The sequence below is a fragment of the Pseudomonas sp. EA_65y_Pfl1_P113 genome (genome assembly GCF_963970525.1).
GTDB lineage: Bacteria > Pseudomonadota > Gammaproteobacteria > Pseudomonadales > Pseudomonadaceae > Aquipseudomonas > Aquipseudomonas tritici.
This window is the reverse complement of record NZ_CAXAQM010000003.1, coordinates 275,688-300,341: the sequence shown is the minus strand read 5'-3', so window position 1 is coordinate 300,341 and position 24,654 is coordinate 275,688. Positions and strand designations below refer to the sequence as shown.

Here is a 24,654-nt window from a genome sequence, read left to right as displayed (position 1 = left end):
GGTTCAACTGTGGTGTGTCATTCAGCACGGTGCGCGGCTACACAACATCCACGCCGACGTGGATGGCATCATGCCGCCAGAACTCCAGGTCGCAGTCGATCAGCCTATGGTGCTGGTCATAATTGACCCGGGCTATCCGCAAGCCCGGGCTGCCGACCGACACGCGCAACGCAGCGGCAGCCTCTACCGGCAGTGACGTCGGCACGATCTCGAAACGCACCCGACCATAGTGCAAGTCGTACTTGCGCGCATACAGTTCGGTCATCGACAGGTTCAGGTCGCAGTCCAGAATGCCCGGAAAATACTTCGGGTTCAGGTAGTGCTCCACATACAACACCAAACGCCCATCAATCCGCCGGCCCCGGCAGATCTGGATCACGCGGGACAACGCCGGCAACTGCAACCACGCACACACCGCCGCCGACGCCGGTTGCATCCGTGCAGAGATCACTTCAGTGGATGCCACTCGCCCCTGGTCACCGACCATGGCGTGAAAGTGGCTGCGCTGCATCAGGTTGTAGGCCAGCCGTGGCGGCGAGACAAACCAGCCGCGACGTTCCTCACGATAGATCTGCCCTTGGGCCTCCAGTTGTAACAAGGCTTCCCGCACGGTAATCCGGGTGGTACCAAACAACTCGCTGAGCTTGCGTTCGGCGGGCAGTTTGCTTGCAGGCGGCAGCAGGCCATGGTCGATCTGCTCTTGCAGCGCCAGGCCGATAGATGTCACCGCCTTGATTGCCTCATCACGCATCAACGTTACCTATCTGGACTAGACCAGCACCGATCAGGTGCACAAACCGCTTCGTAATTGGGCTTGCGCTGCTGCCTGCCAGCCTAGGCATTACAGATGACCGACAGATGACAGTCCGCGTCGATCCCGCGCAGCACACCCTGCAATACATCGGCCAAGTCCAACCGTAGCGGGCACTTGGACGTGGTCTACGCTAAGCCTGCGCGCTGCGACATCTGCGCTTTGAAAACGACATCGACATGAAACTGTCATCCATCGCGTCTAGATTGGCTCAGGTATTGCTCTGACCTAGACCAACAACACCGTAGAAAAAACCGCCGCGTTGAAAACGCCCCAAGGAGCTTCGGATGAAACAGCTTTTCCTGGCATCACTGTTAGGCTCGACCATTGCCATGTGCACCGCCGCAATGGCCGCTGATACCGATCTAAAAACTCTGGAAGCCGCCGCGAAAGCGGAAGGCGCCGTCAACAGCGTCGGCATGCCCGATGACTGGGCCAACTGGAAAGGCACCTGGGAAGACCTGGCCAAGACCTACGGCCTCAAGCACATCGACACCGACATGAGCTCGGCCCAGGAAATCGCCAAGTTCAAGGCCGAAAAAGACAACGCCAGTGCCGATATCGGCGACGTGGGCGCGGCCTTCGGCCCGATTGCGGTGAAGCAGGAAGTCACCCAGCCGTATAAACCGTCCACCTGGGCCCAGATTCCAGATTGGGCGAAAGACAAAGACGGTCACTGGGCCCTGGCCTACACCGGCACCATCGCGTTTATCGTCAACAAAAAGCTGCTGCACGGTTCCGAGGTGCCTACCAGTTGGGCTGACCTGCAGACCGGCAAATACAAAGTGTCCGTCGGTGACGTAAGCACCGCGGCCCAGGCCTCCAACGCGGTACTCGCCGCCGCCATCGCCAACAAAGGCGACGAGAAGAACATCGCCCCAGGCCTGCAATTTTTCACCAAAATAGCCCAGCAAGGCCGTCTCGGCCTCTCCAACCCGACCATCGCCACCATGGAAAAAGGCGAAGTCGAAGTGGGTATCGTCTGGGACTTCAACGGCCTCAGCTACAAGGCCAAGATGGCCAACCCGGATGACTACGTGGTGCTGATCCCATCGGACGGTTCGGTTAAATCCGGCTACACCACCATCATCAACAAATACGCCAAGCACCCGAACGCCGCCAAGCTGACTCGCGAATACATCTTCAGCGATGCCGGCCAGCTCAACCTGGCGAAAGGCAACGCACGTCCGATCCGCGCGGAAACCGACCTGAAGCTGCCAGCCGATATCGCCAAGAACCTGATCCCGGGCGAGCAGTACACCAAGGCCAACCCACAGCCGATCAAGGACGCGGATGCTTGGGAAGCGACTTCCAAGAAGCTGCCTCAGCTGTGGAACGAGCAGGTCATCGTAGAGATGAAGTAATCAGGCTCCCGGCCTGAAATGCAGTCAGTGTGGGAGCTGGCTTGCCTGCGATAGCGGTCTGACATTCAACATCTGTGTCGATTGATGCACCGCCATCGCAGGCAAGCCAGCTCCGACATTTTGACCCGGTTGCGCCAGAGAAATTGAGTCAAGCCTACTGTTGCGGAGCGCCAGCCCCCATGAAGCACAATGTCATCCTTGTGGTGCTCGACGGCCTGAACTTCGAGGTTGCCCGGCACGCCATGGGGCACTTGCAGGCCTATGTCGGCGCAGGACGCGCAGCCCTCTACAAACTGGAATGTGAACTGCCCGCCCTGTCCCGCCCGTTGTATGAATGCATCCTCAGCGGCGTGCCTCCGATCCAGAGCGGCATCGTGCACAACAATGTCTCGCGCCTGTCCACCCAGCGCAGCATTTTCCATTACGCCACCGACGCAGGCCTTACCACTGCGGCGGCGGCCTACCACTGGGTCAGCGAGTTGTATAACCGCACGCCCTTTATTGCCACCCGCGACCGTCATACCGACGACAAGGCGCTGGCGATCCAGCACGGGCATTTCTACTGGAATGACCACTACCCGGATTCCCACTTGTTCGCCGACGCCGAAAGCCTGCGCCTCAAACACACGCCGAATTTTTTGGTGGTTCACCCGATGAACATCGACGACGCCGGCCACAAGCACGGCCTCGACACCGCGCAATACCGCAACAGCGCACGCTCGGCCGACATCATCCTGGCTGATTACCTGCAAGCCTGGCTCGACGCCGGCTACCAGGTCCTGGTGACCGCCGACCACGGCATGAACAACGACCGCTCTCATAACGGCCTGTTGCCCGAAGAACGCGAAGTACCACTGTTTGTGCTCGGCGATGCGTTCAGCCTGGACACCACTGCCACGCCGAAACAAACCGACCTCTGCGGCACCGTCTGCGAACTGCTCGGCGTGCCCCACGACAAACCTGTATGCCGGGAGCTGTTGAAATGACCCGTGGCAAATGGCTGGCACTGCTGTGCCTGGTGCCTTTCGCACTGTTCTTTATCGTGTTCGAGATTGCCCCGCTCGTTTGGGTACTGATCAACAGCCTGCAGACCGAAGAAGCCGGCTGGGGCCTGGAAAACTTCGTACGCATCTTCAGCTCGAAGTTCTACCTGCAAGCCATTCAGTTCAGCCTGGAGATCAGCTTCTACTCCAGCATTTTCGGGATCATCATCGCCACGCTGGGCAGCTACTCGTTGCGCCGGGTGGATTCGCCGCTGCGCAATTTCGTCACCGCCTTCGCCAACATGACCAGCAACTTCGCCGGCGTGCCACTGGCGTTCGCGTTCATCATCCTGCTGGGCTTCAACGGCAGCATCACCATCATGCTCAAGCAGGCGGGGATCATTCAGGACTTCAACCTGTATTCCAAAACCGGGTTAATCATCCTCTATACCTACTTCCAGATTCCGCTCGGCGTGTTGCTGCTGTATCCGGCCTTCGACGCGCTGCGCGAAGACTGGCGTGAGTCGGCCGCCTTGCTCGGCGCGAATGGCTGGCAGTTCTGGCGGCATATCGGCCTGCCGGTGCTCACCCCAGCCCTGCTCGGTACGTTCGTGATTCTGCTGGCGAATGCCTTGGGCGCCTACGCCACTGTCTACGCATTGACTACCGGCAACTTCAACGTGCTGCCGATCCGCATCGCGGGCCTGGTGTCCGGCGATGTGTCCCTCGACCCGAACATGGCCAGCGCCCTGGCCGCGGTGCTGGTGGCGCTGATGACCGTGGTCACCGTGGTCCATCAACTGCTGCTCAAGAGGAGCTACCATGTCTCGCGCTGAAGCCGGCCCGGCCTCCCTCTACCATCGGGTAGTGGTGTGGTTGTTATTTGCGATCCTGGTGTTGCCGCTGGTGGGCACTTTTGTCTACTCCATTGCCAGCAGTTGGTCGGCGACCATTCTGCCCGCCGGTTTTACCCTGAAATGGTACGTGCAGCTGTGGAGCGACCCGCGCTTCTTGATAGCCTTTGGGCAATCGCTGCTGGTGTGCGTGGGGGCGCTGATCCTGTCGGTGGTGTTGATTCTGCCGCTGCTGTTCGTGGTGCATTACCACTTCCCCAAGCTTGATGCGCTGATGAACATCCTCATCCTGCTGCCCTTTGCGGTGCCACCGGTGGTGTCGTCGGTGGGCTTGCTGCAACTTTATGGCTCCGGGCCGCTGGCAATGGTCGGTACCCCGTGGATCCTGATCGGCTGCTACTTCACCGTAGCCTTGCCGTTCATGTACCGGGCGATCACCAACAACTTGCAAGCCATCAACCTGCGCGACCTGATGGACGCTTCACAATTACTCGGCGCCAGCACCTGGCAGGCCGCGATCTTTGTGGTGCTGCCGAATTTGCGCAAAGGCCTGATGGTCGCGCTGTTGCTGTCGTTTTCGTTCCTGTTCGGTGAGTTCGTGTTTGCCAACATCCTGGTGGGCACCCGCTACGAAACCCTGCAGGTGTACCTGAACAATATGCGCAACACCAGCGGCCACTTCACCAGTGCCGTCGTGATTTCCTATTTCTTCTTTGTGCTGGTGCTGACCTGGGCCGCCAACATCTTGAACAAGGACAAAAGCCAATGAGCTTCGTCAGCGTCCAACACCTGCAAAAAGGCTACGCCGGCACCCCGGTGTTCAGTGATATCAACTGCGAGATCGCCAAGGGTGAGTTCGTCACCCTGCTCGGCCCGTCCGGTTGCGGCAAGTCCACGCTGCTACGCTGCATCGCCGGCCTGACCTCGGTGGACAGAGGAAAAATTCTGCTGGATGGGCAGGACATCGTCCCGCTGAGCCCGCAGAAACGAAACATCGGCATGGTGTTCCAGAGCTATGCGTTGTTCCCCAACATGACCGTGGAACAAAACGTCGCCTTCGGCCTGCGCATGCAAAAGGTCAACGCCGACGACAGCCATAAGCGCGTGCAGGAAGTGCTGCAACTGGTGGAGCTCAAGGACCTCGCCGGCCGCTACCCGCACCAGATGTCCGGTGGCCAGTGCCAGCGCGTGGCGCTCGCACGTTCCCTGGTTACCCGCCCGCGCCTGCTGCTGCTGGATGAGCCGCTGTCGGCGTTGGATGCACGCATTCGCAAGCACCTGCGCGAACAAATCCGCCAGATCCAGCGCGAGCTGGGGTTGACCACGATCTTCGTGACCCATGACCAGGAAGAAGCCCTGACCATGTCCGACCGCATCTTCCTGATGAACCAGGGCAAGATCGTGCAAAGCGGGGATGCCGAAACCCTCTACACAGCCCCCGTCGACGTGTTCGCCGCAGGTTTCATCGGCAACTACAACCTGCTGGACGCCGACAAGGCCACGCAATTGCTGCAACGCCCTTTCAACAGCCGCATCGCGATTCGCCCGGAGGCCATCGAGCTCAGCCGCACCGGCGAGCTGGATGCCCTGGTGCGCAGCCATAGCCTGCTGGGCAACGTGATTCGCTACCGCATCGAAGCGCGCGGCGTGGAATTGGTGGTGGACGTGCTCAACCGCTCGGCCGACGATCTGCACCCCGACGGGCAACGCCTGGCACTTACCATCGACCCAAGCGCCCTGTGTGAAGTAGCCTGATGCAACGTTTTATTGAGAGAGCATGACCGATGGCATTGGTAATTTTTGATCTGGACGACACGTTGATCCATGGCGACTGCGCCACCCTGTGGAGCGAGCAGATGGGCCGCCTGGGCTGGGTCGACCCTGAGTCGTTCATGCGCAAGAACAATGAACTGATGGACGCCTACAGCCAGGGCAAGTTGTTGATGGAAGACTTCATGGGCTTCAGCCTGGAACCGATGATCGGCCGCACGCCGGAGGAAATCGAGCATCTGGTGGAGCCGTGGGTCGAGGACGTGATCGAACCGTTGATCTACAGCGACGCCACCAAGACCATCGCCCGCCACCGTGCGAATGGCGACCGGATTCTAGTGATTTCCGCATCGGGCACGCATCTGGTTACGCCGATTGCGGCGCGGATCGGCATTGATGAAGTGCTGGGGATCAACCTTGACGTCAGCCATGGTGTGTACAGCGGACGGACGGTGGGTGTGCTGACGTATCGCGAGGGCAAGATCACCCGACTGATGGAGTGGCTTGAGCAGGAAGGCGAATCGCTGGAAGGCGCGTACTTCTATTCGGACTCGCGCAATGATTTGCCATTGCTGCTGAAGGTGGATCATCCGCAGGTGGTGAACCCGGATCCGGTGTTGCGTTCCCACGCGGAACAAGCTGGCTGGCCGATCCACCACTGGACCTGATTCAACAGAGATCAAAATGTGGGAGCGGGCTTGCTCGCGAAGGCGGTGTGTCAGATGAAACATTCTTCACAGATATCCCGCCTTCGCGAGCAAGCCCGCTCCCACGTTTGGACTGCACTCCAAATTGAGATCAGTTCAACGTTTCATCAATCACAACCACCAACTTCCCGGAAATCTGATTGGTCGCCAACTCGGCGAACGCCGCCTCGGCATCCCCGATCGGAAAGGTCTTGGCCAGTTGCGGGCTCAACCGCCCTTCAACAAACAACGGCCAAACATGCTGGCTCAGATCACTGAACAGGTCCGCCTTGAACTGATCACTGCGGCTTCGCAGGGTCGAGCCCAACAGTTGAATACGCTTGCCGAGCACCTGCGCCAAGTCCAACTGCGCGTCGCGCCCGCCCATCAATCCGATCAACACCCAGCGCCCATCCAGCGCCAGCAGCTTGAGGTCCAGGGCTGCATAGCTGCCACCGACCGGGTCGAGGATCACATCGAACGGCCCGAAATCCCGCAGGCCTTCGATCCCGTCAGTACGCACCACGCCGCCTTCGGCGCCCAATGCCTCACAGTAGGCCAAGCGTTCCGCCGAGCCGACGCTGACCCAGCACGGGCTGCCAAACGCCTTGCACAGCTGGATCGCCGCCGAGCCCACGCCACTGGCGCCGGCATGCAACAACACTTTCTCGCCCGGCTTGAGGCTGGCCAGCTGGAACAGATTGAGCCACGCCGTGCTGTGCACCTCAGGCAACGCCGCCGCTTCGATCAGCGACAAGCCCTCCGGGACAGGCAGCACATGCCGCGCGTCCACCACCACCTCTTCGGCCATGCCACCCCCGGCCAGCAGCGCGCAAACGCGGTCGCCGACTTGCCAGGATGAACCCGCCCCACTTCGCTGATCACCCCGGAACACTCCAGGCCCAGCACGTGGCTGGCGCCCGGCGGGGGCGGATAAAGCCCTGCGCGCTGCAATAAATCCGCGCGATTGAGGCCCGCTGCCGCCACGCGAATGCGAACTTGGCCTACATCGCAGGTAGGACTGGCTTCTTCCAACCACTCCACATGACCGTCAACGCCTTGCAATGCTTTCACAGTGCCTCCATAGTGAGTCTGGACTGAGCCCGTAGCTGTATCGCCGGGCTTTTTGCATTATGCGACCGGACCATATGGAACCGGCTCCCTCAAAGACGGCCTAATATGCGTTATCAATTGCCCCCGCGTCGAATCAGCATGAAGCATTTGTTCCCCAGCACCGCCCTCGCTCTTTTCATTGGTCTCGGCTTCGCGTCGATGTCGACCAATACGTTCGCAGCCAACAGCTGGGACAAACTTCAGCCGGATCGCGATGAGGTGATTGCCAGCCTTAACGTCGTCGAGTTGCTCAAGCGTCATCACTACAGCAAGCCGCCTCTGGACGACGCTCGTTCGGTGATCATCTATGAGAGCTACCTCAAGCTGCTGGATCCGTCGCGCAGCTACTTCCTGGCCAGCGATATCGCCGAGTTCGACAAGTGGAAGACGCAGTTCGACGACTTCCTCAAGAGCGGCGACCTGCAGCCCAGTTTCACCATCTACAAGCGTTACCTGGACCGCGTCAAAGCGCGTCTGGACTTCGCCCTGGGTGAGTTGAACAAAGGCGTCGACAAGCTCGACTTCACCCAGAAGGAAACCCTTCTGGTGGACCGCAAGGACGCCCCTTGGCTGACCAGCACCGCCGCGCTTGACGACCTGTGGCGCAAACGCGTCAAGGACGAAGTGCTGCGTTTGAAGATCGCAGGCAAAGAACCAAAGGCGATTCAAGAGCTGTTGACCAAGCGCTACAAGAATCAATTGGCGCGTCTGGACCAGACCCGTGCCGAAGATATCTTCCAGGCCTACATCAACACGTTCGCGATGTCCTACGACCCGCACACCAATTATCTGTCGCCAGATAACGCGGAAAATTTCGATATCAACATGAGTCTGTCGCTGGAGGGCATCGGTGCCGTCCTGCAAAGCGACAATGACCAGGTCAAGATCGTGCGTCTGGTGCCGGCAGGTCCGGCAGACAAGACCAAGCAGGTCGCCCCGGCTGACAAGATCATCGGTGTGGCCCAGGGCGACAAAGAGATGGTCGATGTGGTCGGCTGGCGCCTCGACGAAGTGGTCAAGCTGATCCGTGGGCCGAAAGGCAGCGTGGTGCGCCTGGAAGTGATTCCGCACACCAATGCACCAAACGACCAGACCAGCAAGATCGTGTCGATCACCCGTGAAGCGGTGAAGCTCGAAGACCAGGCCGTGCAGAAGAAAGTCCTCAACCTCAAGCAGGATGGCAAGGACTACAAGCTGGGCGTGATTGAAATCCCGGCCTTCTACCTGGACTTCAAGGCCTTCCGTGCTGGCGATCCGGACTACAAGTCCACCACCCGCGACGTTAAGAAAATCCTGACCGAGCTGCAGAAGGAAAAAGTCGACGGCGTGGTCATCGACCTGCGCAACAACGGCGGCGGCTCCCTGCAAGAAGCCACCGAGCTGACCAGCCTGTTTATCGACAAGGGCCCGACTGTGTTGGTACGCAACGCTGACGGCCGTGTCGACGTGCTTGAAGACGAGAACCCAGGCGCGTTCTACAAAGGCCCGATGGCATTGCTGGTCAATCGCCTCTCGGCGTCGGCCTCGGAGATTTTCGCCGGTGCCATGCAGGACTACCACCGCGCCTTGATCATCGGCGGCCAGACCTTCGGCAAAGGCACCGTGCAGACCATCCAGCCGCTGAACCATGGCGAACTGAAGCTCACGCTGGCCAAGTTCTACCGGGTTTCCGGGCAGAGCACCCAGCATCAGGGCGTACTGCCGGACATCGATTTCCCGTCGATCATCGACACCAAGGAAATCGGCGAAAGCGCCTTGCCGGAAGCCATGCAGTGGGACACCATCCGCCCTGCGATCAAGCCGGCGTTGGATCCGTTCAAGCCGTTCCTGGCGCAGTTAAAGGCTGACCACGACACCCGCTCCGCCAAGGATGCCGAGTTCGTGTTCATCCGCGACAAGCTGGGCCTGGCCAAGAAGCTGATGGAAGAAAAAACCGTCAGCCTGAACGAAGTGGACCGTCGCGCGCAGCACTCCGACATCGAGAACAAGCAGCTTGTACTGGAAAACATCCGCCGCAAGGCCAAGGGTGAAGATCCACTCAAGGAGCTTAAGAAAGAAGACGAAGATGCGCTGCCAGCCGAGGCTGACAAAACCAAGCCGGAAGATGACGCCTACCTGGCCGAGACTGGCAGGATCCTGCTGGACTACCTGAAGATCACCAAGCAGGTGGCCAAACAGTAAACGATGGCGATTTAATGTGATCGCTCCTCGGAGTGTCATCATATAGACATCATTCTGTCGTGAAATGAAGGACCGCAGGTTTTCAGCCTGCGGTCCTTTTTTTTCGATCGAGATCGCCATGACCATGACAGAACAGCTGAATGCACTGGGCTCTATCCTGGCTCAAGGCAGTGTGCACAGCCTGTTCCAACCGATCATCAGCCTGTCCGAACGGCGCATCCTCGGCTACGAAGCCCTCAGTCGCGGCCCGTCCAACAGCCCGCTGCACTCCCCCGTCGCCCTGTTCTCGATTGCCAGCCAGGCCGGGCGCCTCAGCGAACTGGAGATCGCGTGCCGCGAAAGTGCCTGCCGGCGCTTCAGCGAGCAGAAGTTACCGGGCAAGCTGTTCCTCAACGTATCGCCACAATCGCTGATGGAAACCGCGCACCAACCGGGACGCACCTTGCAACTGCTGCATGACTTCGGCATCCCACCGAGCCAGGTGGTGATCGAACTCACTGAGCAAACCCCCACCAACGATATCGACCTGCTGCAAACTGCCTTGCACCACTACCGCAACATGGGTTTCTCGATTGCCCTGGATGACTTGGGCGCTGGGTATTCCAGCCTGCGGCTGTGGTCGGAGTTGCGCCCGGATTACGTGAAGATCGACCGGCACTTCATCGACGGCATTCATCAGGATGCGCTCAAGCGCGAGTTTGTCGGTTCCATCCTGCAAATCGCCAGGGCTTCGCGCGCCCAAGTGATCGCCGAAGGCATCGAGCTGCCCGAGGAGCTGGCGGTGCTGACGGAGATGGGCGTCGACCTGGTCCAAGGCTACCTGCTCTGCCGCCCGCAGGAACAACCGCCGCAGGAAGCACGGCTGATGTTACCCAAGCCCGACAGTGCCAACGTGGCACTGAACGATGAAGCCAGTGACCTCAGCGCCTTGCTCAGTGAACAACCGGCGGTAGACCAGGACACCGCCACCGCCCAAGTGCTCGAAGCGTTTCGCCGCCAGGCCAACCTCAATTCCCTGGCCGTACTGGATGGGCGCGGGCACCCGATCGGCATCGTCCACCGGCATTCGCTGTCAGATGCGCTGCTCAAGCCGTTCGCCACCGACCTGTTTGCGCGCAAGCCCATCAGCCGCTTGATGAGTACCGACTTTCTGGCGGTGGAGCTGAGTCAGTCTCTGCAACAGGTCAGTCGCTTGCTCACCAGCCGCGCACGGCAACGCATCGAAGAAGACTTCATTATTACGCTCAATGGCGACTACTTGGGCCTGGGCCGAGTGATCGACGTACTCAAGCTGATCACCGAGCTGAAAATCCAGCAAGCGCGCTACGCCAACCCACTCACCCTATTACCGGGCAACGTGCCGATCCAGCAATGCCTCACGCGCTTGCTGCAACAACAGCGCGAATCGGTGATCTGCTACGTGGATATCGACAGTTTCAAGCCGTTCAACGATATCTACGGCTACGGGCGCGGGGATGAGGTGTTGTTGTGCCTGGCGCAGTGCTTGAACGACCGCGTAGACCCTAGCCGCGACTTTGTCGGGCACATCGGTGGCGATGACTTTTTGTTGGTACTGGGCCCACAGGACTGGCGCAAACGGCTCAATCAACTGCTGGATGACTTCCACACCCAATGCCGGCGCTTCTACCGCGCTGAACACCTTGATGCCGGCTGTTTCGTGGCACTGAACCGCCAGGGCGTGCGTCAGGAATTTGCGCTGCTGTCGCTGTCCATCGGTGTCGTGCATTTGTATCCACAGGCCTGTGGACAACTCGATGCCAGTCAGTTGGCGGAGCTGGCGTCGCAAGCCAAACATCACGCCAAGAATGTCGCCGGCTACAGCATCCATGTGATCGACAGCATGGACACCTTGTCCCCGGCGCTCTAGGCCTCGGCAGACTCCGGGTACTCGTATTCGAATACCCGCACCACTTCCGAGGCGTGCCAGGAGGCCGCGGCCACACCGTCGGATGGCCCGCTGAATCGCCCCAGGCGCTCCACACATTCAAAGAAACCGGTACGCGGCAGGCGGCTGGCGCCCTGGCTGATCACCAGCGAGCTGCGCAACGGCTGCTCGGCCTTGGCGTCCAGCGCGGCCAGGTGTTCCAGGGCGGCGGCCAGGGTTTGCATGGCCGGCGTGGGGAACTGCAAGCGCTCCAGCAACGCGCGGTAAGTCAACAGATGGCGCTGGCGGCGCGCCTGGTCCAGTTCATTGAGTAACCCATCCCAGTGTTGACGACTGATACGTAGGCTCAAGATTCATCCCTCCAACCTGCAACGCCCAATTCCCAGGCCAGGCTGCGACGGATCGCGGCATCCGGCTGGCGCTCACCACTTTCAATCAATCCGAGATACGAGGGGCTGATACCCACGGTGCGGGCCAGGGTCTCGACCGCCAGGCCCTTGGCTTCGCGCAGGTCGCGCAAGTCTGCGAGCGGGCGCAGACCCTGCTCGGGAGCGGCTTGGGCAGTAGAAGAAGGAGGTGGCGAAGGTTGTTGCTGACCGGCAGCTTTTAGCAGCGCCTGATACTGATCCCATGGCAACACCGCGTATTCGGGTTCGCCATTCCGTGAAATTATCTGAATATCCATGACTGCCCCGTAGGATAACAACACTTACTGAGTAAGCTCTTTCCTTAGGAGTGTAATCCTAACAGCCACAAAGGTCGCAGGGGGATATGCCGTGTCATCCGTTTTTTTGCGGGTTTTCCTTGGCCAACAGGGCTGGCGTCGCTGGCAGACGCTCAACCACGGCGAGCTTTTCCGGACGCTGGGCGTCACGCCAGGCGCGAAAAGCGCTCAGTTCGCCGTCCAGGGTCTTCATGACCCATGCCAGCACGGCGATGTCGTCGAGCATGCCGAACATGGGTATAAAGTCCGGGATCGCGTCAATCGGGCTCAGGAAATACATCAGCCCTGCGACCACTGAAATCAGCGCCTTGGGACTGATTGCGCGGTACTCGCCACGCCAGTAGGCCAGGCACAGGGCCTGGAGCAACTTGAAGTCATCCTTGAGCTTGCCCAGGCGATTGCCCTGGCTGGAGCCTTTGGCGGCGACAGCGAACAGCAGCGTCGGTAAACGCCCACGACCCAGCAGGCGTGCGGCGATGGGCAGGAAACGGGTGAAATTGAAGGGTGGTTTCATCTGTCACTCCAGTTCCAGTCAACATAAAAGGTTATCCACACAAATTGTGGATAACCTTGTGAACAGAGCCTGTTTTATCGGCTGAAAGCCACGACTTAAAAGGCTTTCAGTCAGATCGGGCGTTTTTTGCGCACATTAAAAAAACCCAAGATTTCATTGACTTGGTGTTGCTGTGCGGCTAGCCATGCTCGGGTTTTATATCAGACTGTTGCCAGGTGTGGACGTTCGTTTGGATTTGCACAGCCTGTGGACATGGGCCCGCTCACTACAAGATCGTGTAGATACCCGAAACTGCAGCCCCCGGAAACAACAACGCCCCGTCGAGACGGGGCGTTGTGTGTTCAGGCGCCTATTACTTCTTCGCGGCTGGTGCTGCTGGGGTTGCAGGGGCTTCAGCCTTGGCTGGGTCCTTGATGCCCAGCAGTTCCAGGTCGAATACCAGCACGGAGTTGGCTGGAATCGCTGGGCTCGGGCTCTGGGCGCCGTAGGCCAGGTCGGACGGGATGTACAGCTCGACCTTCTCGCCAACGTGCATCAGTTGCAGGCCTTCGACCCAACCTGGAATCACGCCGCTGACTGGTAGGTCAATCGGGCTACCGCGATCCACGGAGCTGTCAAAGGTAGTGCCGTTGGTGAGCTTGCCGGTGTAGTGCACAGTCACCACGTCAGTCGGCTTAGGCTGTGCGCCATCGGCTTTCTTGATGATCTTGTACTGCAGACCGGAAGCGGTGGTGACGACGCCGTCTTTCTTGGCGTTGTCTTCGAGGAATTTCTTGCCGGCGGTTGCCGATTCTTCACTCATTTTGGTCATGCGTTCTTCAGCACGTTTTTGCAGTGCGGCAAACGCTTCAACCAGCTCGTCGTCTTTGAGCTTCTGCTCTTTTTTGCCGACGGCATCTTCAATGCCTTGGGCTACTGCTTTGGAATCCAGGTCATCCATGCCTTCCTGAGCAAGGCTCTTGCCCATGTTCAGGCCAATGCCGTAGGAAGCTTTCTGCGCCGGGGTTTTCAGCTCTACGCTGGTCTGCGAATCACAACCCGCAAGTACCAGGCTAACCAGGGCCACCGCCGCCGCCAACCGATGCTGTTTCATGCTATTTCCTTGTTCATGCGCCAAAAGGGCATTCGAATAAAGTCGCGAGCTTATCAGGCGGCCACGACCAATGGCTACCGGCATGTGAGCAGGAAACTTCTGATAAGTTCACGTCTTTAAAAGCATTTTCATTCATGATGGGGCCCCACGAAGGATCGTGGGACCGCCGACTACCAGGCTCATGGCCACTTGCCGCACTTGTGGCGTAGTGGCATAACAACACGACTCCTCGACAAGACCGAGACAAGGATAGCTATCTTGCGCATTTTTTCCCGTGTATTACTGCTGACATTCACGATTCTGGTCCTATTACTGGCCGTGGTGCTCTATTACACCGTCAACCCCAAGCTGCCGGAATACGTGCCCGTGGAGCAGGTGCACTATCAGGACCAATGGAGTGCCGCCGACCGCCAGACTTATTACTTCACGCCCCAAGGCACTCAAGTAAAAGGCCTGCACTACGACTGGTTCACCGCCCTGGAACTGCCGTTTTCCGAGCGCCGTTTTGCCACGCCGGATTACCTCGCGCGCTTCGGTTTCCTGGTCGATCCCAAACAGCTGCCGACCGCGCAAAACCCCGGCAATCTGCCGGTAGGCTTCGCCCGACACAAGAACGCCGGCAGCAACGTCGAGTACCTGGATATCACCTGTGCCGCCTGCCACACCGGCGAGCTGCACTTCAAAAACCAGGCGCTACGCGTCGACGGCGGTTCCGCCCAGCACGTGCTGCCATCCAGTGTGCCAACCTTGCGCGGCGGCAGTTTCGGCCAAGCCCTGGTCGCCAGCCTTGCGGCTACCTACTACAACCCATGGAAGTTCGAGCGCTTCGCCCGCCAAGTGCTGGGAGATCGCTATGACGCTGAGCACAAACAACTGCGCGAGGACTTCAAGCAGTCCCTGAACAAGTTTCTCAAAGTGGCCTGGAACGACACTCACCGTGGTCTCTACCCCACCGAAGAAGGCCCCGGCCGCACGGACGCCTTTGGCCGTATCGCCAACGCCAGCTTTGGCGACGCGATTTCCCCGGACAATTATCGCGTCGCCAATGCACCGGTGGACTACCCACAACTCTGGGATATCTGGACATTCGACTGGGTGCAATGGAACGGCTCGGCCCAGCAACCCATGGCGCGCAATATCGGTGAAGCCCTGGGCGTAGGCGCGACCCTGACCTTTTTCGACGCCGCCGGCCAGCCGCTCCAGGGCGATGCGCGCTACCCGTCCAGCGTCCGCGTGCGCGACCTCAACCTGATCGAAGAAACCCTGCAACGCCTCAAGCCACCGACCTGGCCCGAGGACCTGTTCGGCGCCGTCGACAAACCCCTCGCCGCCCAAGGCCGCACACTGTTCGCCGAGCACTGCGCCGGCTGCCACGTGCCCAACGTCACCCAGGAAAACGGGCGCCCGGTGCAGCAGCTTAAAATGCTGCCCGTGGACTACATCGGTACCGACCCCGGCGCCGCCAGCAACATTGCCGACCAACGCTACGACCTCAGCGCCCTGCAATGGGACCCCGCGGAACTGGCCACGCTGAACGTCGAACTGCACCCCGCGCCGACCGAGCCACTGGACCTGAAAAAAATGTCCGTGGCCAAGGGTCTGGCTTATGTCACCGCCTTCGTCGAAGAGCATGCCTACCGCGCCGCCGGCGTGACCCCGGCCGAGCGCCCGCGCCTGGACGGTTACGGCCTGCCCATCGGCGTACGCGAGTTGCGCGCCTACAAGGCGCGGCCACTGGCTGGCGTCTGGGCGACGCCGCCGTTCCTGCATAACGGTTCGGTGCCGACGCTCTACCAGTTGCTCTCGCCCCAGGACGAGCGCAGCACCACGTTCTATAAAGGCACTTTCGACTACGACCCGCGCCATCTCGGTTTTGAAACCGGCGCGTTCAAGAATGCCTTCCTGTTCGATACCAAAATCACCGGCAACCACAACAGCGGCCACGAATTCCGTGCCGGCAGTCGTGGCAATGGCGTGATCGGCCGTGGCCTGCTACCGCAGGAACGCTGGGCGCTGCTGGAATACCTTAAAGTGCTGGGCGGCCCGCTGGAGCAACAACTGCCATGATGATTCGATCCCCTTACGACCGACCTTCCCTGCTCGGCCGCCTCTGGCTGCGCATCGGCGCATTTCTCGGCAAAACCTTGCTGTGGCTGGTGGGCCTCGGCCTACTCGGTTGGCTGGCGGCGACCGCCTGGTACGCCTGGCAACACAGCGGCCCGGTGTCACCAAATGAGCAAATCCCAGCGGGCGAAGCGGCGATGACCCAAGGCATCATCCAGACGGCGGTGCGCATCGTCGACCAACACCGCGAAGGCACGCGCTACCTGCGTGATGCCCACGCCAAGGCCCACGGTTGCGTGAAAGCCGAAGTCAGCGTGCTCGCCGATCTCGACCCGGCACTGCGCCAGGGCGTGTTCGCCGAACCGGGCAAGACCTGGCAGGCGATGATGCGGTTGTCCAACGGCAACGCTTACCCGCAGTTCGACAGCATCCGTGATGCCCGCGGCATGGCGCTCAAGTTACTGGATGTGCCGGGCAAGCAGCTGCTGGCCGACCAGCAGACGCGCACGGAACAAGACTTCGTAATGTTCAGCCACCCGAACTTCTTTGTCAGCGATGTGGCGGAGTACGCGCAGAACATCGGCGCGCAGGCGGACGGCAAGAAGGTGCTGGCGTTCTTCCCCAAGGCCGACCCGCGCAGCTGGCAAGTGCGTCACTTGTTCATCGCCCTGGCGACCCTCGCACCCGCACCGGCCAGCCCGACGCAGACTACGTACTTTTCAGTTTCGCCCTACAAGTTCGGCACGGCCAACGCCAAATTCCGCGTCGCGCCCGACCCGCAAAACTGCCCGGAGTATCAACTGCCGAAACAAAACCAGGACCTGCCAAATTTCCTACGCAGCGCCTTGAGCCAGCAGTTGTCCACCGACCGCGTGCCCGCGTGTTTCGTGCTGCAGATCCAGCGCCAGAACCCGCAGAAATTCATGCCGATCGAAGACACCAGCATCGAATGGAAAGAAAGCGATGCGCCGTATGAAACCGTGGCGAAGGTGCATATCCCGGCGCAGGATTTCGACACGCCCGAGCAGAACCTGGCGTGCGACAACCAGTCCTTCAACCCCTGGTTCGGCGTAGCGGAGCACCGCCCCATCGGCGGTATCAACCGTTTGCGCAAAGCCGTGTATGAAGCGGTCAGCGATTACCGCCACAGCCGCAACGCGCCATAAAGAATGCGTAACAATGGACCCGACGGTGTAAGGATTGCGTCGGGTCTATTGAGCCATTTTCACCCCGCCTCTACCGTGAGCACCTACCCCATCACCCGCAGGAAATCACCGTGGAAGGCTCAACCCTCGGCATGATCGTACTCACCCTGATCGCCGTGTTCGGCACCGCGTCTTTTTGCTTCGAACACCTGGCGACGCGCCAGATCAAAAACAAAAAACCAGTCAGCACTGACCTTCAGTCAGGGAGCCCAGCCTCTGCGGTACGGGCCCGCAACCACTGACGAAAACTGCGCACCGCCGCGGGTGGATTGCGATGATGCGGCTGCATCAGGTGCAAGCGACCGCGACTGTGCATGCTGTGGGGCAAGGCCATTTGCAGGCGCCTGGAGTCGAGGTCGCTTTCCAGCAAGCGCTTCCACCCCAGGGCGACGCCGTGGCCCATCACCGCCGATTGCATCAACAGTTGATAGCTGTTGGTGCGCAAGGCATGGCGCGGCGAGTAGTAATCGGCGCCCGCGTCAGCAAACCAGTCGGCCCAAGTCAGCCAGTCGTGGTGGTGGTCTTCCACGATCAGCAAGGTGTGAGCGTGCAACAGGTGACGCAGGTCGCGAATCGGGCCATGGCGCTCAAGGTAACCGGGGCTGCACACGGCGATGACCTGCTCGCTGTCGAACACCGGCGACAGCTCAAGGCCGTGGGGCGCGGCCAGTTCATCCAAGTGATAGAACAAGCCCAGGTCATATTCGCTGACATCCAGATGGCTGGGGCTTTCGCTGCACAGGATGCGGATATCCAGGTCCGGATGGTCGCGCTGGAACTGCGGCAACAGACCGGCCAGCCAGATAGAGCTGATGGTGGGCGTACTGGCCAGGGTCAACTGGCGATCGGCACCGCGCCTGCGCAACTCGGCGGACTCGCGGTCAAGCTCGCGCAACAGGCGTTGGACAGTTCGAAAATAACGCACCCCGGCGGGTGTCAGGCTCAAGCCCTGGGCCAGCCGATAAAACAGCGGGCGGGCCAGGTCTTCTTCGAGGCGTTTGACCTGGCGGCTGACCGCGCTCTGGGTCAGGTTCAATTCATGGGCGGCCTGGGTAAAGCTCAAATGGCGGGCCGCCGCTTCAAAGGTCTGCAAGCAATTGAGGGGAGGAAGATCGACGTTACGGCGCGACATGAGCAAGTCCATTGGCAATGACGGGCCCAGGTTACCCCAGGCCCGCAGAGATCACGTTGGCGAGCATCCTGCCAGTTGCCTGCTCAGAGTGCGACCCTGGCCACGCGTTTACTCCATTGCCGACGGTGTTCCAACTGGCCGTTTTCCCAGGCGGTCTGCTCCGCTTCGATGTAGAACCACTCGGCGTCGGCGTGCACGCTCAATTGGCTTTCCACCTCCACGGCCCACTGGTCGCGGCCGACTCGGTAGTGCCATTCGATATCGGCCCGCGTCGACAGCGGATCCCAGGGCAAAGTGCGGTATTGCTCAGTGCAACGCTGGTCCACCGACAAGCCGTGGTCGGTAAACCGCACTGAACCCAAGTCATCTTCGATTTTCACGGAGACTTCGCCACTGCCCACGTCTTCGATCAAGGTGCGTTTCGGCGCAGCGGCGCGTAGGACGTCCATCGCCACCGGCGTAGCCGACTGTGGCGCTTCGAACGGGCAGTCCACCGCCTCGCCTTTGAATATCGGCAGTTGCAGGCTTTGCAGACTCGGCAGCAACGTCAGAGTGGTCAGCTCACGGCTCGGCCACAGTAACGGGAAACTCGCGGTACTAAGGGCAAGACGCAAACGGTAGCCGACGGGCAGGCGCATGCCGATGTGGTCGAGGTTTAACTGCACGTCCATGGGCTCACCGGGGACTACAGGTGTTACCTGGGAAAAATCCTCACGCAGTGTGAGATTGAGTACCCCGTAACTGATCTGCGTGACTTGCCCGTCCGGCGCTATCGCATTCAGCCGGGCGACCAATTGACCACAGGCGGTGTCACTTGCCAGGCGCAACTTAAGACGTGCATCGCCGAGCAACGACAGCGGCTCGGTCAGCACCTGGGAGTCGAAGCACAGCGAGTGGGCGTCATCACGACGTTGATCCGTCGGTCCATCGGGGCCAAACCAGATGGCGCAGTATTCGCCTTGGTGCAGGCCGGTGGTCAGCGGCGAGCAGATGCTGCGCGGCGCCGCCAATGGCAGTGAGCCTGCACTCAGGCCCTGTTCGCCGAGACTGAAATCCGCCCATTGCACCTGCGGATCCGGCCAGCCGGAGGTCTGCACCCAGATCCCCGGCCGCTCGGCATAACTGCCCTTCGGCGGCAGAATATCCTGTAGGTAAAAGGTGCAAGACGCGTCATCCATTACCCCGTTATTGATGCCCTTGAGCCAATGATCCCACCAGCGCTTGGCCTCTTGCAGGAAGCCGATGGCCGGGTTGGGCACGGCGAAATGCGGGTACTTGTGGATCCAAGGTCCGATCATGGCTTTCTTCGGGCCTGGTAGGTTTTGCATCAGGCGCGAAACGGTGTTGCGGTAGGCATCGCCCCAGCCACCCACCGCATACACGGCCGCCTTGATCTTCGAATAGTCCTCGCACACCGAGCCATGGCGCCAATAGTCATCGCGGGTCTGGTGTTGCAGCCAGGTTTGCGCCAGCAACGGCATGGCGTCCAAGCGTTGGTGCCAGAGGTGTTTCCAGTCGTCGCCCACCAGCAAAGGATCCGGCACCGCGGCGCTGAAGTTGAGCATGGTGGCGGCCCAGCCGAAGTTCTCCATCAACAGATTGCCGCCCTTGTAATGGATGTCGTCGGCAAAGCGATCATCGGTGGAGCACAGGGTAATGATCGCCTTCAACGCCTCGGGCTGGCGTGCCGCGACTTGCAGCCCGTTGAAGCCGCCCCAGGAGATGCCCATCATGCCGACATTACCGTCGCACCAGGGTTGATGGCACAGCCAGTCGATCACTTCGAGGGCGTCTTCCTGTTCCTGAAGCAGGTATTCATCGGCCATCAAACCTTGGGATTCACCGTTGCCCCGCATATCCACCCGCACACATACATAGCCCTGCCCCGCCATCCACGGGTGGGTCAGCGCATCGCGTACGGCGGTGCCGTCGCGTTTGCGGTACGGCAGGTATTCCAGGATCGCCGGGAAGGTTTGCAGGCCGGCGACTTCCGGTAACCAGATGCGGGCCGCCAGTTGGGTGCCGTCCTTCAAGGGGATCAGGCAGTGCTCGATTTCGCGCACGGTGTAAGCAAATTCAGTGACGATTTCCATCAGTAACTCCTACAGCGGTTCAATCGATCAGCGGGCGAAATCCGGCACCGGGCTGGCGCCACGCGATTGCATTTCGGGGGTCCGCTGAAGGCGTTTCACATCCAGCAACGCGGGATTTTTCAACCAGAAAATCAGCGAGGTACTGGCCAACAACACCAGGATCATCCCGGGCAAACCGCCGAGGTTGGAGAGCATCTTCACCCCGTCGATGCCCACAAACGCGACCATGACCCACGACACCGTGCCGATAATCAGGCCCCAGACGATCTTCAGCAGCGGGTTGCCGTCGAGATCGGAGTCCGCGGTCACGCCTTTGCTGCACAGGTTGGCGATCACATCGGTGCTGGAGTCCGCCGCCGTGACAAACGAGATGAACGCTACTAACAGCAGGAACGCGATCATCAGGCCGCTGGCCGGCAATTGCTGGAACATCTGGTACAGCACGTGCTCCACGCCCTGCTCGTTCAGCACACGGTTGAGGCTGCCGTCGCCGAGGGCATCGAAGTACAGGCTGGTGCCGGAGAAAATGCAGATCCATATCGCCGTGAACAGCGCCGGGTAGAGCATGTTGATATGGATGAATTCGCGCACGGTATAGCCACGGCCAATCTTGCCAAGGAACAGCGCGCTCACCGGCGCCCAGGCAAACCACACCGACCAGTAGAACACCGTCCAGCTCTGCGGCCAGGTGTCGCCACTCGCGGCGCCAGTGAACAGGCTGCGGCTGAAGAAGGTGTCGAGGTACACGCCAAGGGACTCGACGCCGAGGCTGAACATGTACAAGGTCGGCCCGCACAGCAGCACAAACAATCCCAGCCCCAGCATGATCCAGGTGTTGAACGAGGACAGCATCACAATGCCTTTCTGCAGGCCGCTGGCGGCCGAGGCGACAAAGGTGATGACGATGATCGCAACGATGATGGCCAGGCGGAACGGCGTGGTTTCACCGCCGATATATTGGGCCAGGCCACCGGCCAGGGTCAGCGCGCCAGTGCCCAGGGATGAGGCCATGCCCGCCACCAGGGCGAACATCGCCAGGGTGTCGATCAGCCCGGCGTAGCGCTTGACCCGCGCTGCGCCCAGCAGCGGCTCGAGCATGGCGCCAATGGAGAAGTTGCTGCGACGGTTATAGAACACCAGCGCAAACACCAGCGAGGGCACCAGGTAAATGGCGTAGGGGGTGATGGTCCAGTGCAGGAACATCGTCGACATGGCAAAGGTCTTCGCCGCCGAACTGCCCGCTTCGATCGGCAGGCTGGTGGGTGGGCCATACAGGTGATAGAGCGGTTCGGCGATGGTCCAGAACAGCACGCCCACTGCGAGCGTGGTGCTCAGCGCCACCATGAACCAGCGCCATTTGCGCAGCAATGGCTGGGCGTCTTCGCCGCCGATACGCACCTTGCCCAACGCGGAGAAGTAGACGATCGCCGTCAGCACCACCATGGCAAACGAGCCGGCACTGAACAGCCATGAGAAGTTTTTCAGGATTAGGTTATTGAGCTGTTTGCTGATCGCCAGGAAGGCATTCAAGTCGACATAGCTGGCGATCACCGCCGCCAGCAGGATCAGGAACGTTGGCCAGAACACCAACGGACGCAGTGGATACTTCATAGAGAGCCATTCCCCTTGCAGACTATTCTTATCTTAGAGAGCGGGCACCGCAGCATCCTGCTGCCGTGACTCGCCTGGAAGTCTTCGCGTAGCTATAGATAAACGTTTAAGCGGCCAGGGACGCAATCAACCAATCTGCATAGGGGTATTCCGTCACGTCATGGCGCACCAGCACAGTTCAGGGCGACATGCAGTGCACAACGGCGAAGCGTAAGGCGGATAAATCGCAGACGAAAAAAAGCCCGCTCAATGAGCGGGCTTCTTGTGGTGACCTGGCGTTCAGCGTTCCAGGTGACCGAATATGGCGCAGCGGACGGGACTCGAACCCGCGACCCCCGGCGTGACAGGCCGGTATTCTAACCGACTGAACTACCGCTGCGCGTAACACTTGAAGCGAATGGTGGGTGATGACGGGATCGAACCGCCGACATTCTGCTTGTAAGGCAGACGCTCTCCCAGCTGAGCTAATCACCCTTCACTTTCGGTGTGGGCGGCATCATACACCAAAAATTCGCAATGTCTTGATTTAAATGCACTTTATTTTTGATTTTTTCCAGAGCCCGGCGAAACCCCGTAAAAACGGGCTTCTGCTCGCGCAAATACGAGTCTATTGGGTTTACCGGGCGCTTAACCGCACAATTAAAAATTATTCTCAATAACGCCTGAGCCACGCTTATGTCTGTGGGTGAACTGCCCTTCCAAAGGGAAATCACCCAGCTCTGCAGCGAGCATCATGCCTGGCTGCTCACCTGGCTGTGGCGCAAGCTCGACTGCCGCCAAAGTGCCGCTGACCTGGCGCAGGACATCTATAACTCTCCCCATGGCGGCGATGAAGAGCTCTCCCAGGACGCCAATTGGCTGGTCGACCTGATGACCCAATATCAGGTCAGCAAAAACCTGTCGGCGACGCTGAACGTCAACAATATCTTCGACAAGTCTTACTACACCAACATCGGCTTCCATAACTCCGCCGCTTACGGTGAGCCACGCAATTTCATGGTGATCACACACTGGAATTTCTGATCCCCCAATAAAAAACGCCGCCGACCATCGGAAATGATCGGCGGCGTTTTTTTTGCAAAGCCCAGACAGCAAAAAGCCCGCTCAATGAGCGGGCTTCCTGTGGTACCTGGCGTTCAGCGTTCCAGATAACCGAATATGGCGCAGCGGACGGGACTCGAACCCGCGACCCCCGGCGTGACAGGCCGGTATTCTAACCGACTGAACTACCGCTGCGCGTAACACATGAAGCGAATGGTGGGTGATGACGGGATCGAACCGCCGACATTCTGCTTGTAAGGCAGACGCTCTCCCAGCTGAGCTAATCACCCTTCGTTTCGGTGTGGCGCGCATTCTACGGAGCGGCCCTAGGTCTGGCAAGCACTTTCTTAAATCTTTTTTTTGATAGCTTCCAATGGCTTAGGCAGGGTTGGCCTGGGACGTTATCAAGAGAATAATGCCCCCCTTTGTATAAAGGAGAGACTCGCCCCATGTGGTTCAAGAACCTGCTTATCTATCGCCTGACCCAAGATCTGCCTGTTGATGCCGAGGCGTTGGAAGCGGCCATGGCCACCAAACTGGCGCGCCCTTGTGCCAGCCAGGAGTTGACCACTTACGGTTTCGTCGCGCCTTTTGGTAAAGGTGAAGACGCTCCCCTGGTTCACGTCAGCGGTGACTTCCTACTGATCGCCGCGCGCAAGGAAGAACGCATCCTGCCGGGCAGCGTGGTGCGTGACGCACTGAAAGAGAAAGTCGAAGAGATCGAGGCCGAGCAAATGCGCAAGGTCTATAAGAAGGAACGCGACCAGATCAAGGATGAAATCATCCAGGCCTTCCTGCCGCGCGCCTTTATTCGTCGCTCGTCGACCTTTGCCGCGATCGCGCCGAAACAGGGCCTGATCCTGGTCAACTCCGCCAGCCCCAAGCGCGCCGAGGACTTGCTGTCCACACTGCGTGAAGTGATCGGTACCCTGCCGGTTCGCCCGCTGACGGTAAAAACCGCACCAACCGCGATCATGACCGACTGGGTCACCACCCAGAAGCCGGCGGATGATTTCTTCGTGCTCGACGAGTGCGAACTGCGCGACACCCATGAAGACGGCGGCATTGTGCGCTGCAAGCGCCAGGACCTGACCGGTGAAGAGATCCAGCTGCACCTGACCACCGGCAAAGTCGTGACCCAACTGTCGCTGGCCTGGCAAGACAAGCTCTCCTTCATGCTCGACGACAAGATGACGGTCAAGCGCCTGAAGTTCGAAGACCTGCTGCAAGACCAGGCGGAACAGGATGGCGGTGAAGAAGCCCTGGGCCAACTGGATGCGAGTTTTACCCTGATGATGCTGACGTTTGGTGACTTCATCCCTGCGCTGGTCGAAGCACTCGGCGGTGAAGAGACCCCACAGGGTATCTAAAAGCTAATTAGATCTTATGTGGGCACGGTCAGTGTGGGAGCCGGGCTTGCCCGCGATGCAGGCACCTCGGTCTTCAGTTGAATCGAGTTGATGCTATCGCAGGCAAGCCAGCTCCCACATTTGATCGAGTTGCCACCTC

19 protein-coding genes, 4 tRNA genes and 2 pseudogenes are annotated in these 24,654 nt (G+C 59.8%); 12 read left to right on the top strand and 13 right to left on the bottom strand.

Annotated elements, in window-relative coordinates:
- Positions 1–37 precede the first annotated feature (37 nt).
- A complete protein-coding gene (locus AACY52_RS05320) occupies positions 38–751 on the bottom strand; it encodes a UTRA domain-containing protein (RefSeq protein ID WP_339414616.1) in 714 nt (237 codons plus the stop codon).
- A gap of 347 nt (positions 752–1,098) precedes the next feature.
- Between AACY52_RS05320 and AACY52_RS05315 the strand changes: the two genes are divergently transcribed.
- From AACY52_RS05315 to AACY52_RS05290, 6 genes are all read left to right on the top strand, one after another.
- Complete coding sequence (locus tag AACY52_RS05315; protein ID WP_049709160.1) at positions 1,099–2,175, top strand: ABC transporter substrate-binding protein; 1,077 nt, start codon at positions 1,099–1,101, stop codon at positions 2,173–2,175.
- 179 nt (positions 2,176–2,354) lie between these two features.
- Entirely contained in the window at positions 2,355–3,161 is an 807-nt protein-coding gene (locus AACY52_RS05310) for an alkaline phosphatase family protein (RefSeq protein ID WP_339414617.1), read from the top strand.
- Positions 3,158–3,994 carry an ABC transporter permease gene (locus tag AACY52_RS05305; RefSeq protein WP_370468011.1) on the top strand — a complete coding sequence of 279 codons (837 nt, stop codon included), beginning with the start codon at positions 3,158–3,160 and terminating at the stop codon, positions 3,992–3,994. The genes AACY52_RS05310 and AACY52_RS05305 overlap by 4 nt, the downstream gene beginning before the upstream one ends.
- Entirely contained in the window at positions 3,981–4,781 is an 801-nt protein-coding gene (locus AACY52_RS05300) for an ABC transporter permease (protein ID WP_339414619.1), read from the top strand. The genes AACY52_RS05305 and AACY52_RS05300 overlap by 14 nt, the downstream gene beginning before the upstream one ends.
- Positions 4,778–5,767 (top strand): ABC transporter ATP-binding protein, encoded by a 990-nt coding sequence (locus AACY52_RS05295; protein ID WP_339436692.1) that lies wholly within the window; start codon positions 4,778–4,780, stop codon positions 5,765–5,767. Before AACY52_RS05300 ends, AACY52_RS05295 begins: the two co-directional genes overlap by 4 nt.
- 29 nt (positions 5,768–5,796) lie before the next feature.
- On the top strand, positions 5,797–6,450 hold the full coding sequence (locus tag AACY52_RS05290) for an HAD family hydrolase (protein WP_339414621.1): 654 nt from the start codon (positions 5,797–5,799) through the stop codon (positions 6,448–6,450).
- Between the two features lie 130 nt (positions 6,451–6,580).
- On the opposite strand, the pseudogene AACY52_RS05285 reads toward AACY52_RS05290, so the two are convergent.
- Positions 6,581–7,542: pseudogene (locus tag AACY52_RS05285) on the bottom strand (zinc-binding dehydrogenase).
- Between the two features lie 138 nt (positions 7,543–7,680).
- Here AACY52_RS05285 and AACY52_RS05280 point away from each other — a divergent pair.
- Complete coding sequence (locus tag AACY52_RS05280; protein ID WP_339414623.1) at positions 7,681–9,762, top strand: carboxy terminal-processing peptidase; 2,082 nt, start codon at positions 7,681–7,683, stop codon at positions 9,760–9,762.
- A 118-nt stretch (positions 9,763–9,880) separates the two neighbouring features.
- On the top strand, positions 9,881–11,650 hold the full coding sequence (locus AACY52_RS05275) for a bifunctional diguanylate cyclase/phosphodiesterase (protein WP_065872617.1): 1,770 nt from the start codon (positions 9,881–9,883) through the stop codon (positions 11,648–11,650).
- On the opposite strand, the gene AACY52_RS05270 is transcribed toward AACY52_RS05275, so the two are convergent.
- From AACY52_RS05270 to AACY52_RS05255, 4 genes are all read right to left on the bottom strand, one after another.
- Entirely contained in the window at positions 11,647–12,018 is a 372-nt protein-coding gene (locus AACY52_RS05270; RefSeq protein ID WP_005786715.1) for a hypothetical protein, read from the bottom strand. The genes AACY52_RS05275 and AACY52_RS05270 overlap by 4 nt on opposite strands.
- Entirely contained in the window at positions 12,015–12,353 is a 339-nt protein-coding gene (locus AACY52_RS05265; RefSeq protein ID WP_339414624.1) for a helix-turn-helix transcriptional regulator, read from the bottom strand. Before AACY52_RS05265 ends, AACY52_RS05270 begins: the two co-directional genes overlap by 4 nt.
- Positions 12,354–12,447: 94 nt before the next feature.
- Entirely contained in the window at positions 12,448–12,906 is a 459-nt protein-coding gene (locus AACY52_RS05260) for a DUF1232 domain-containing protein (RefSeq protein ID WP_339414625.1), read from the bottom strand.
- 352 nt (positions 12,907–13,258) lie between these two features.
- Positions 13,259–13,999 carry an FKBP-type peptidyl-prolyl cis-trans isomerase gene (locus AACY52_RS05255; protein ID WP_339414626.1) on the bottom strand — a complete coding sequence of 247 codons (741 nt, stop codon included), beginning with the start codon at positions 13,997–13,999 and terminating at the stop codon, positions 13,259–13,261.
- Between the two features lie 258 nt (positions 14,000–14,257).
- On the opposite strand from AACY52_RS05255, the gene AACY52_RS05250 reads away from it, so the two are divergent.
- Both AACY52_RS05250 and AACY52_RS05245 read left to right on the top strand, forming a co-directional pair.
- On the top strand, positions 14,258–16,066 hold the full coding sequence (locus AACY52_RS05250; RefSeq protein ID WP_339560326.1) for a di-heme-cytochrome C peroxidase: 1,809 nt from the start codon (positions 14,258–14,260) through the stop codon (positions 16,064–16,066).
- Positions 16,063–17,229, top strand: a complete 1,167-nt coding sequence (locus AACY52_RS05245; protein WP_339414628.1) for a catalase family protein — start codon at positions 16,063–16,065, stop codon at positions 17,227–17,229. Before AACY52_RS05250 ends, AACY52_RS05245 begins: the two co-directional genes overlap by 4 nt.
- Before the next feature lie 235 nt (positions 17,230–17,464).
- On the opposite strand, the gene AACY52_RS05240 is transcribed toward AACY52_RS05245, so the two are convergent.
- The 5 genes from AACY52_RS05240 to AACY52_RS05220 all read right to left on the bottom strand — a co-directional run bounded on the left by AACY52_RS05240 (position 17,465) and on the right by AACY52_RS05220 (position 22,578).
- Positions 17,465–18,400 carry a LysR substrate-binding domain-containing protein gene (locus tag AACY52_RS05240; RefSeq protein WP_339560325.1) on the bottom strand — a complete coding sequence of 312 codons (936 nt, stop codon included), beginning with the start codon at positions 18,398–18,400 and terminating at the stop codon, positions 17,465–17,467.
- Between the two features lie 83 nt (positions 18,401–18,483).
- The gene (locus AACY52_RS05235; protein WP_339457014.1) at positions 18,484–20,493 is read right to left on the bottom strand and encodes a CocE/NonD family hydrolase; all 2,010 of its coding nucleotides are present in this window, start codon (positions 20,491–20,493) and stop codon (positions 18,484–18,486) included.
- A 27-nt stretch (positions 20,494–20,520) separates the two neighbouring features.
- Positions 20,521–22,104 carry a BCCT family transporter gene (locus AACY52_RS05230; RefSeq protein WP_339560324.1) on the bottom strand — a complete coding sequence of 528 codons (1,584 nt, stop codon included), beginning with the start codon at positions 22,102–22,104 and terminating at the stop codon, positions 20,521–20,523.
- A 302-nt stretch (positions 22,105–22,406) separates the two neighbouring features.
- A tRNA-Asp gene (locus AACY52_RS05225) sits at positions 22,407–22,483 on the bottom strand.
- Between the two features lie 19 nt (positions 22,484–22,502).
- Positions 22,503–22,578: transfer RNA gene (locus AACY52_RS05220), tRNA-Val, on the bottom strand.
- A 324-nt stretch (positions 22,579–22,902) separates the two neighbouring features.
- Between AACY52_RS05220 and AACY52_RS05215 the strand changes: the two are divergent.
- Positions 22,903–23,127: pseudogene (locus AACY52_RS05215) on the top strand (hypothetical protein); the annotation flags it as partial.
- Positions 23,128–23,263: 136 nt separating this feature from the next.
- On the opposite strand, the gene AACY52_RS05210 reads toward AACY52_RS05215, so the two are convergent.
- Together AACY52_RS05210 and AACY52_RS05205 are read right to left on the bottom strand one after the other, a co-directional pair.
- A tRNA-Asp gene (locus AACY52_RS05210) sits at positions 23,264–23,340 on the bottom strand.
- Positions 23,341–23,359: 19 nt separating this feature from the next.
- Positions 23,360–23,435 (bottom strand) — tRNA-Val (locus AACY52_RS05205).
- 159 nt (positions 23,436–23,594) lie between these two features.
- Between AACY52_RS05205 and rdgC the strand changes: the two genes are divergently transcribed.
- Positions 23,595–24,515 carry a recombination-associated protein RdgC gene (gene rdgC, locus AACY52_RS05200; RefSeq protein ID WP_034103031.1) on the top strand — a complete coding sequence of 307 codons (921 nt, stop codon included), beginning with the start codon at positions 23,595–23,597 and terminating at the stop codon, positions 24,513–24,515.
- The last annotated feature ends 139 nt before the right edge of the window (positions 24,516–24,654 follow it).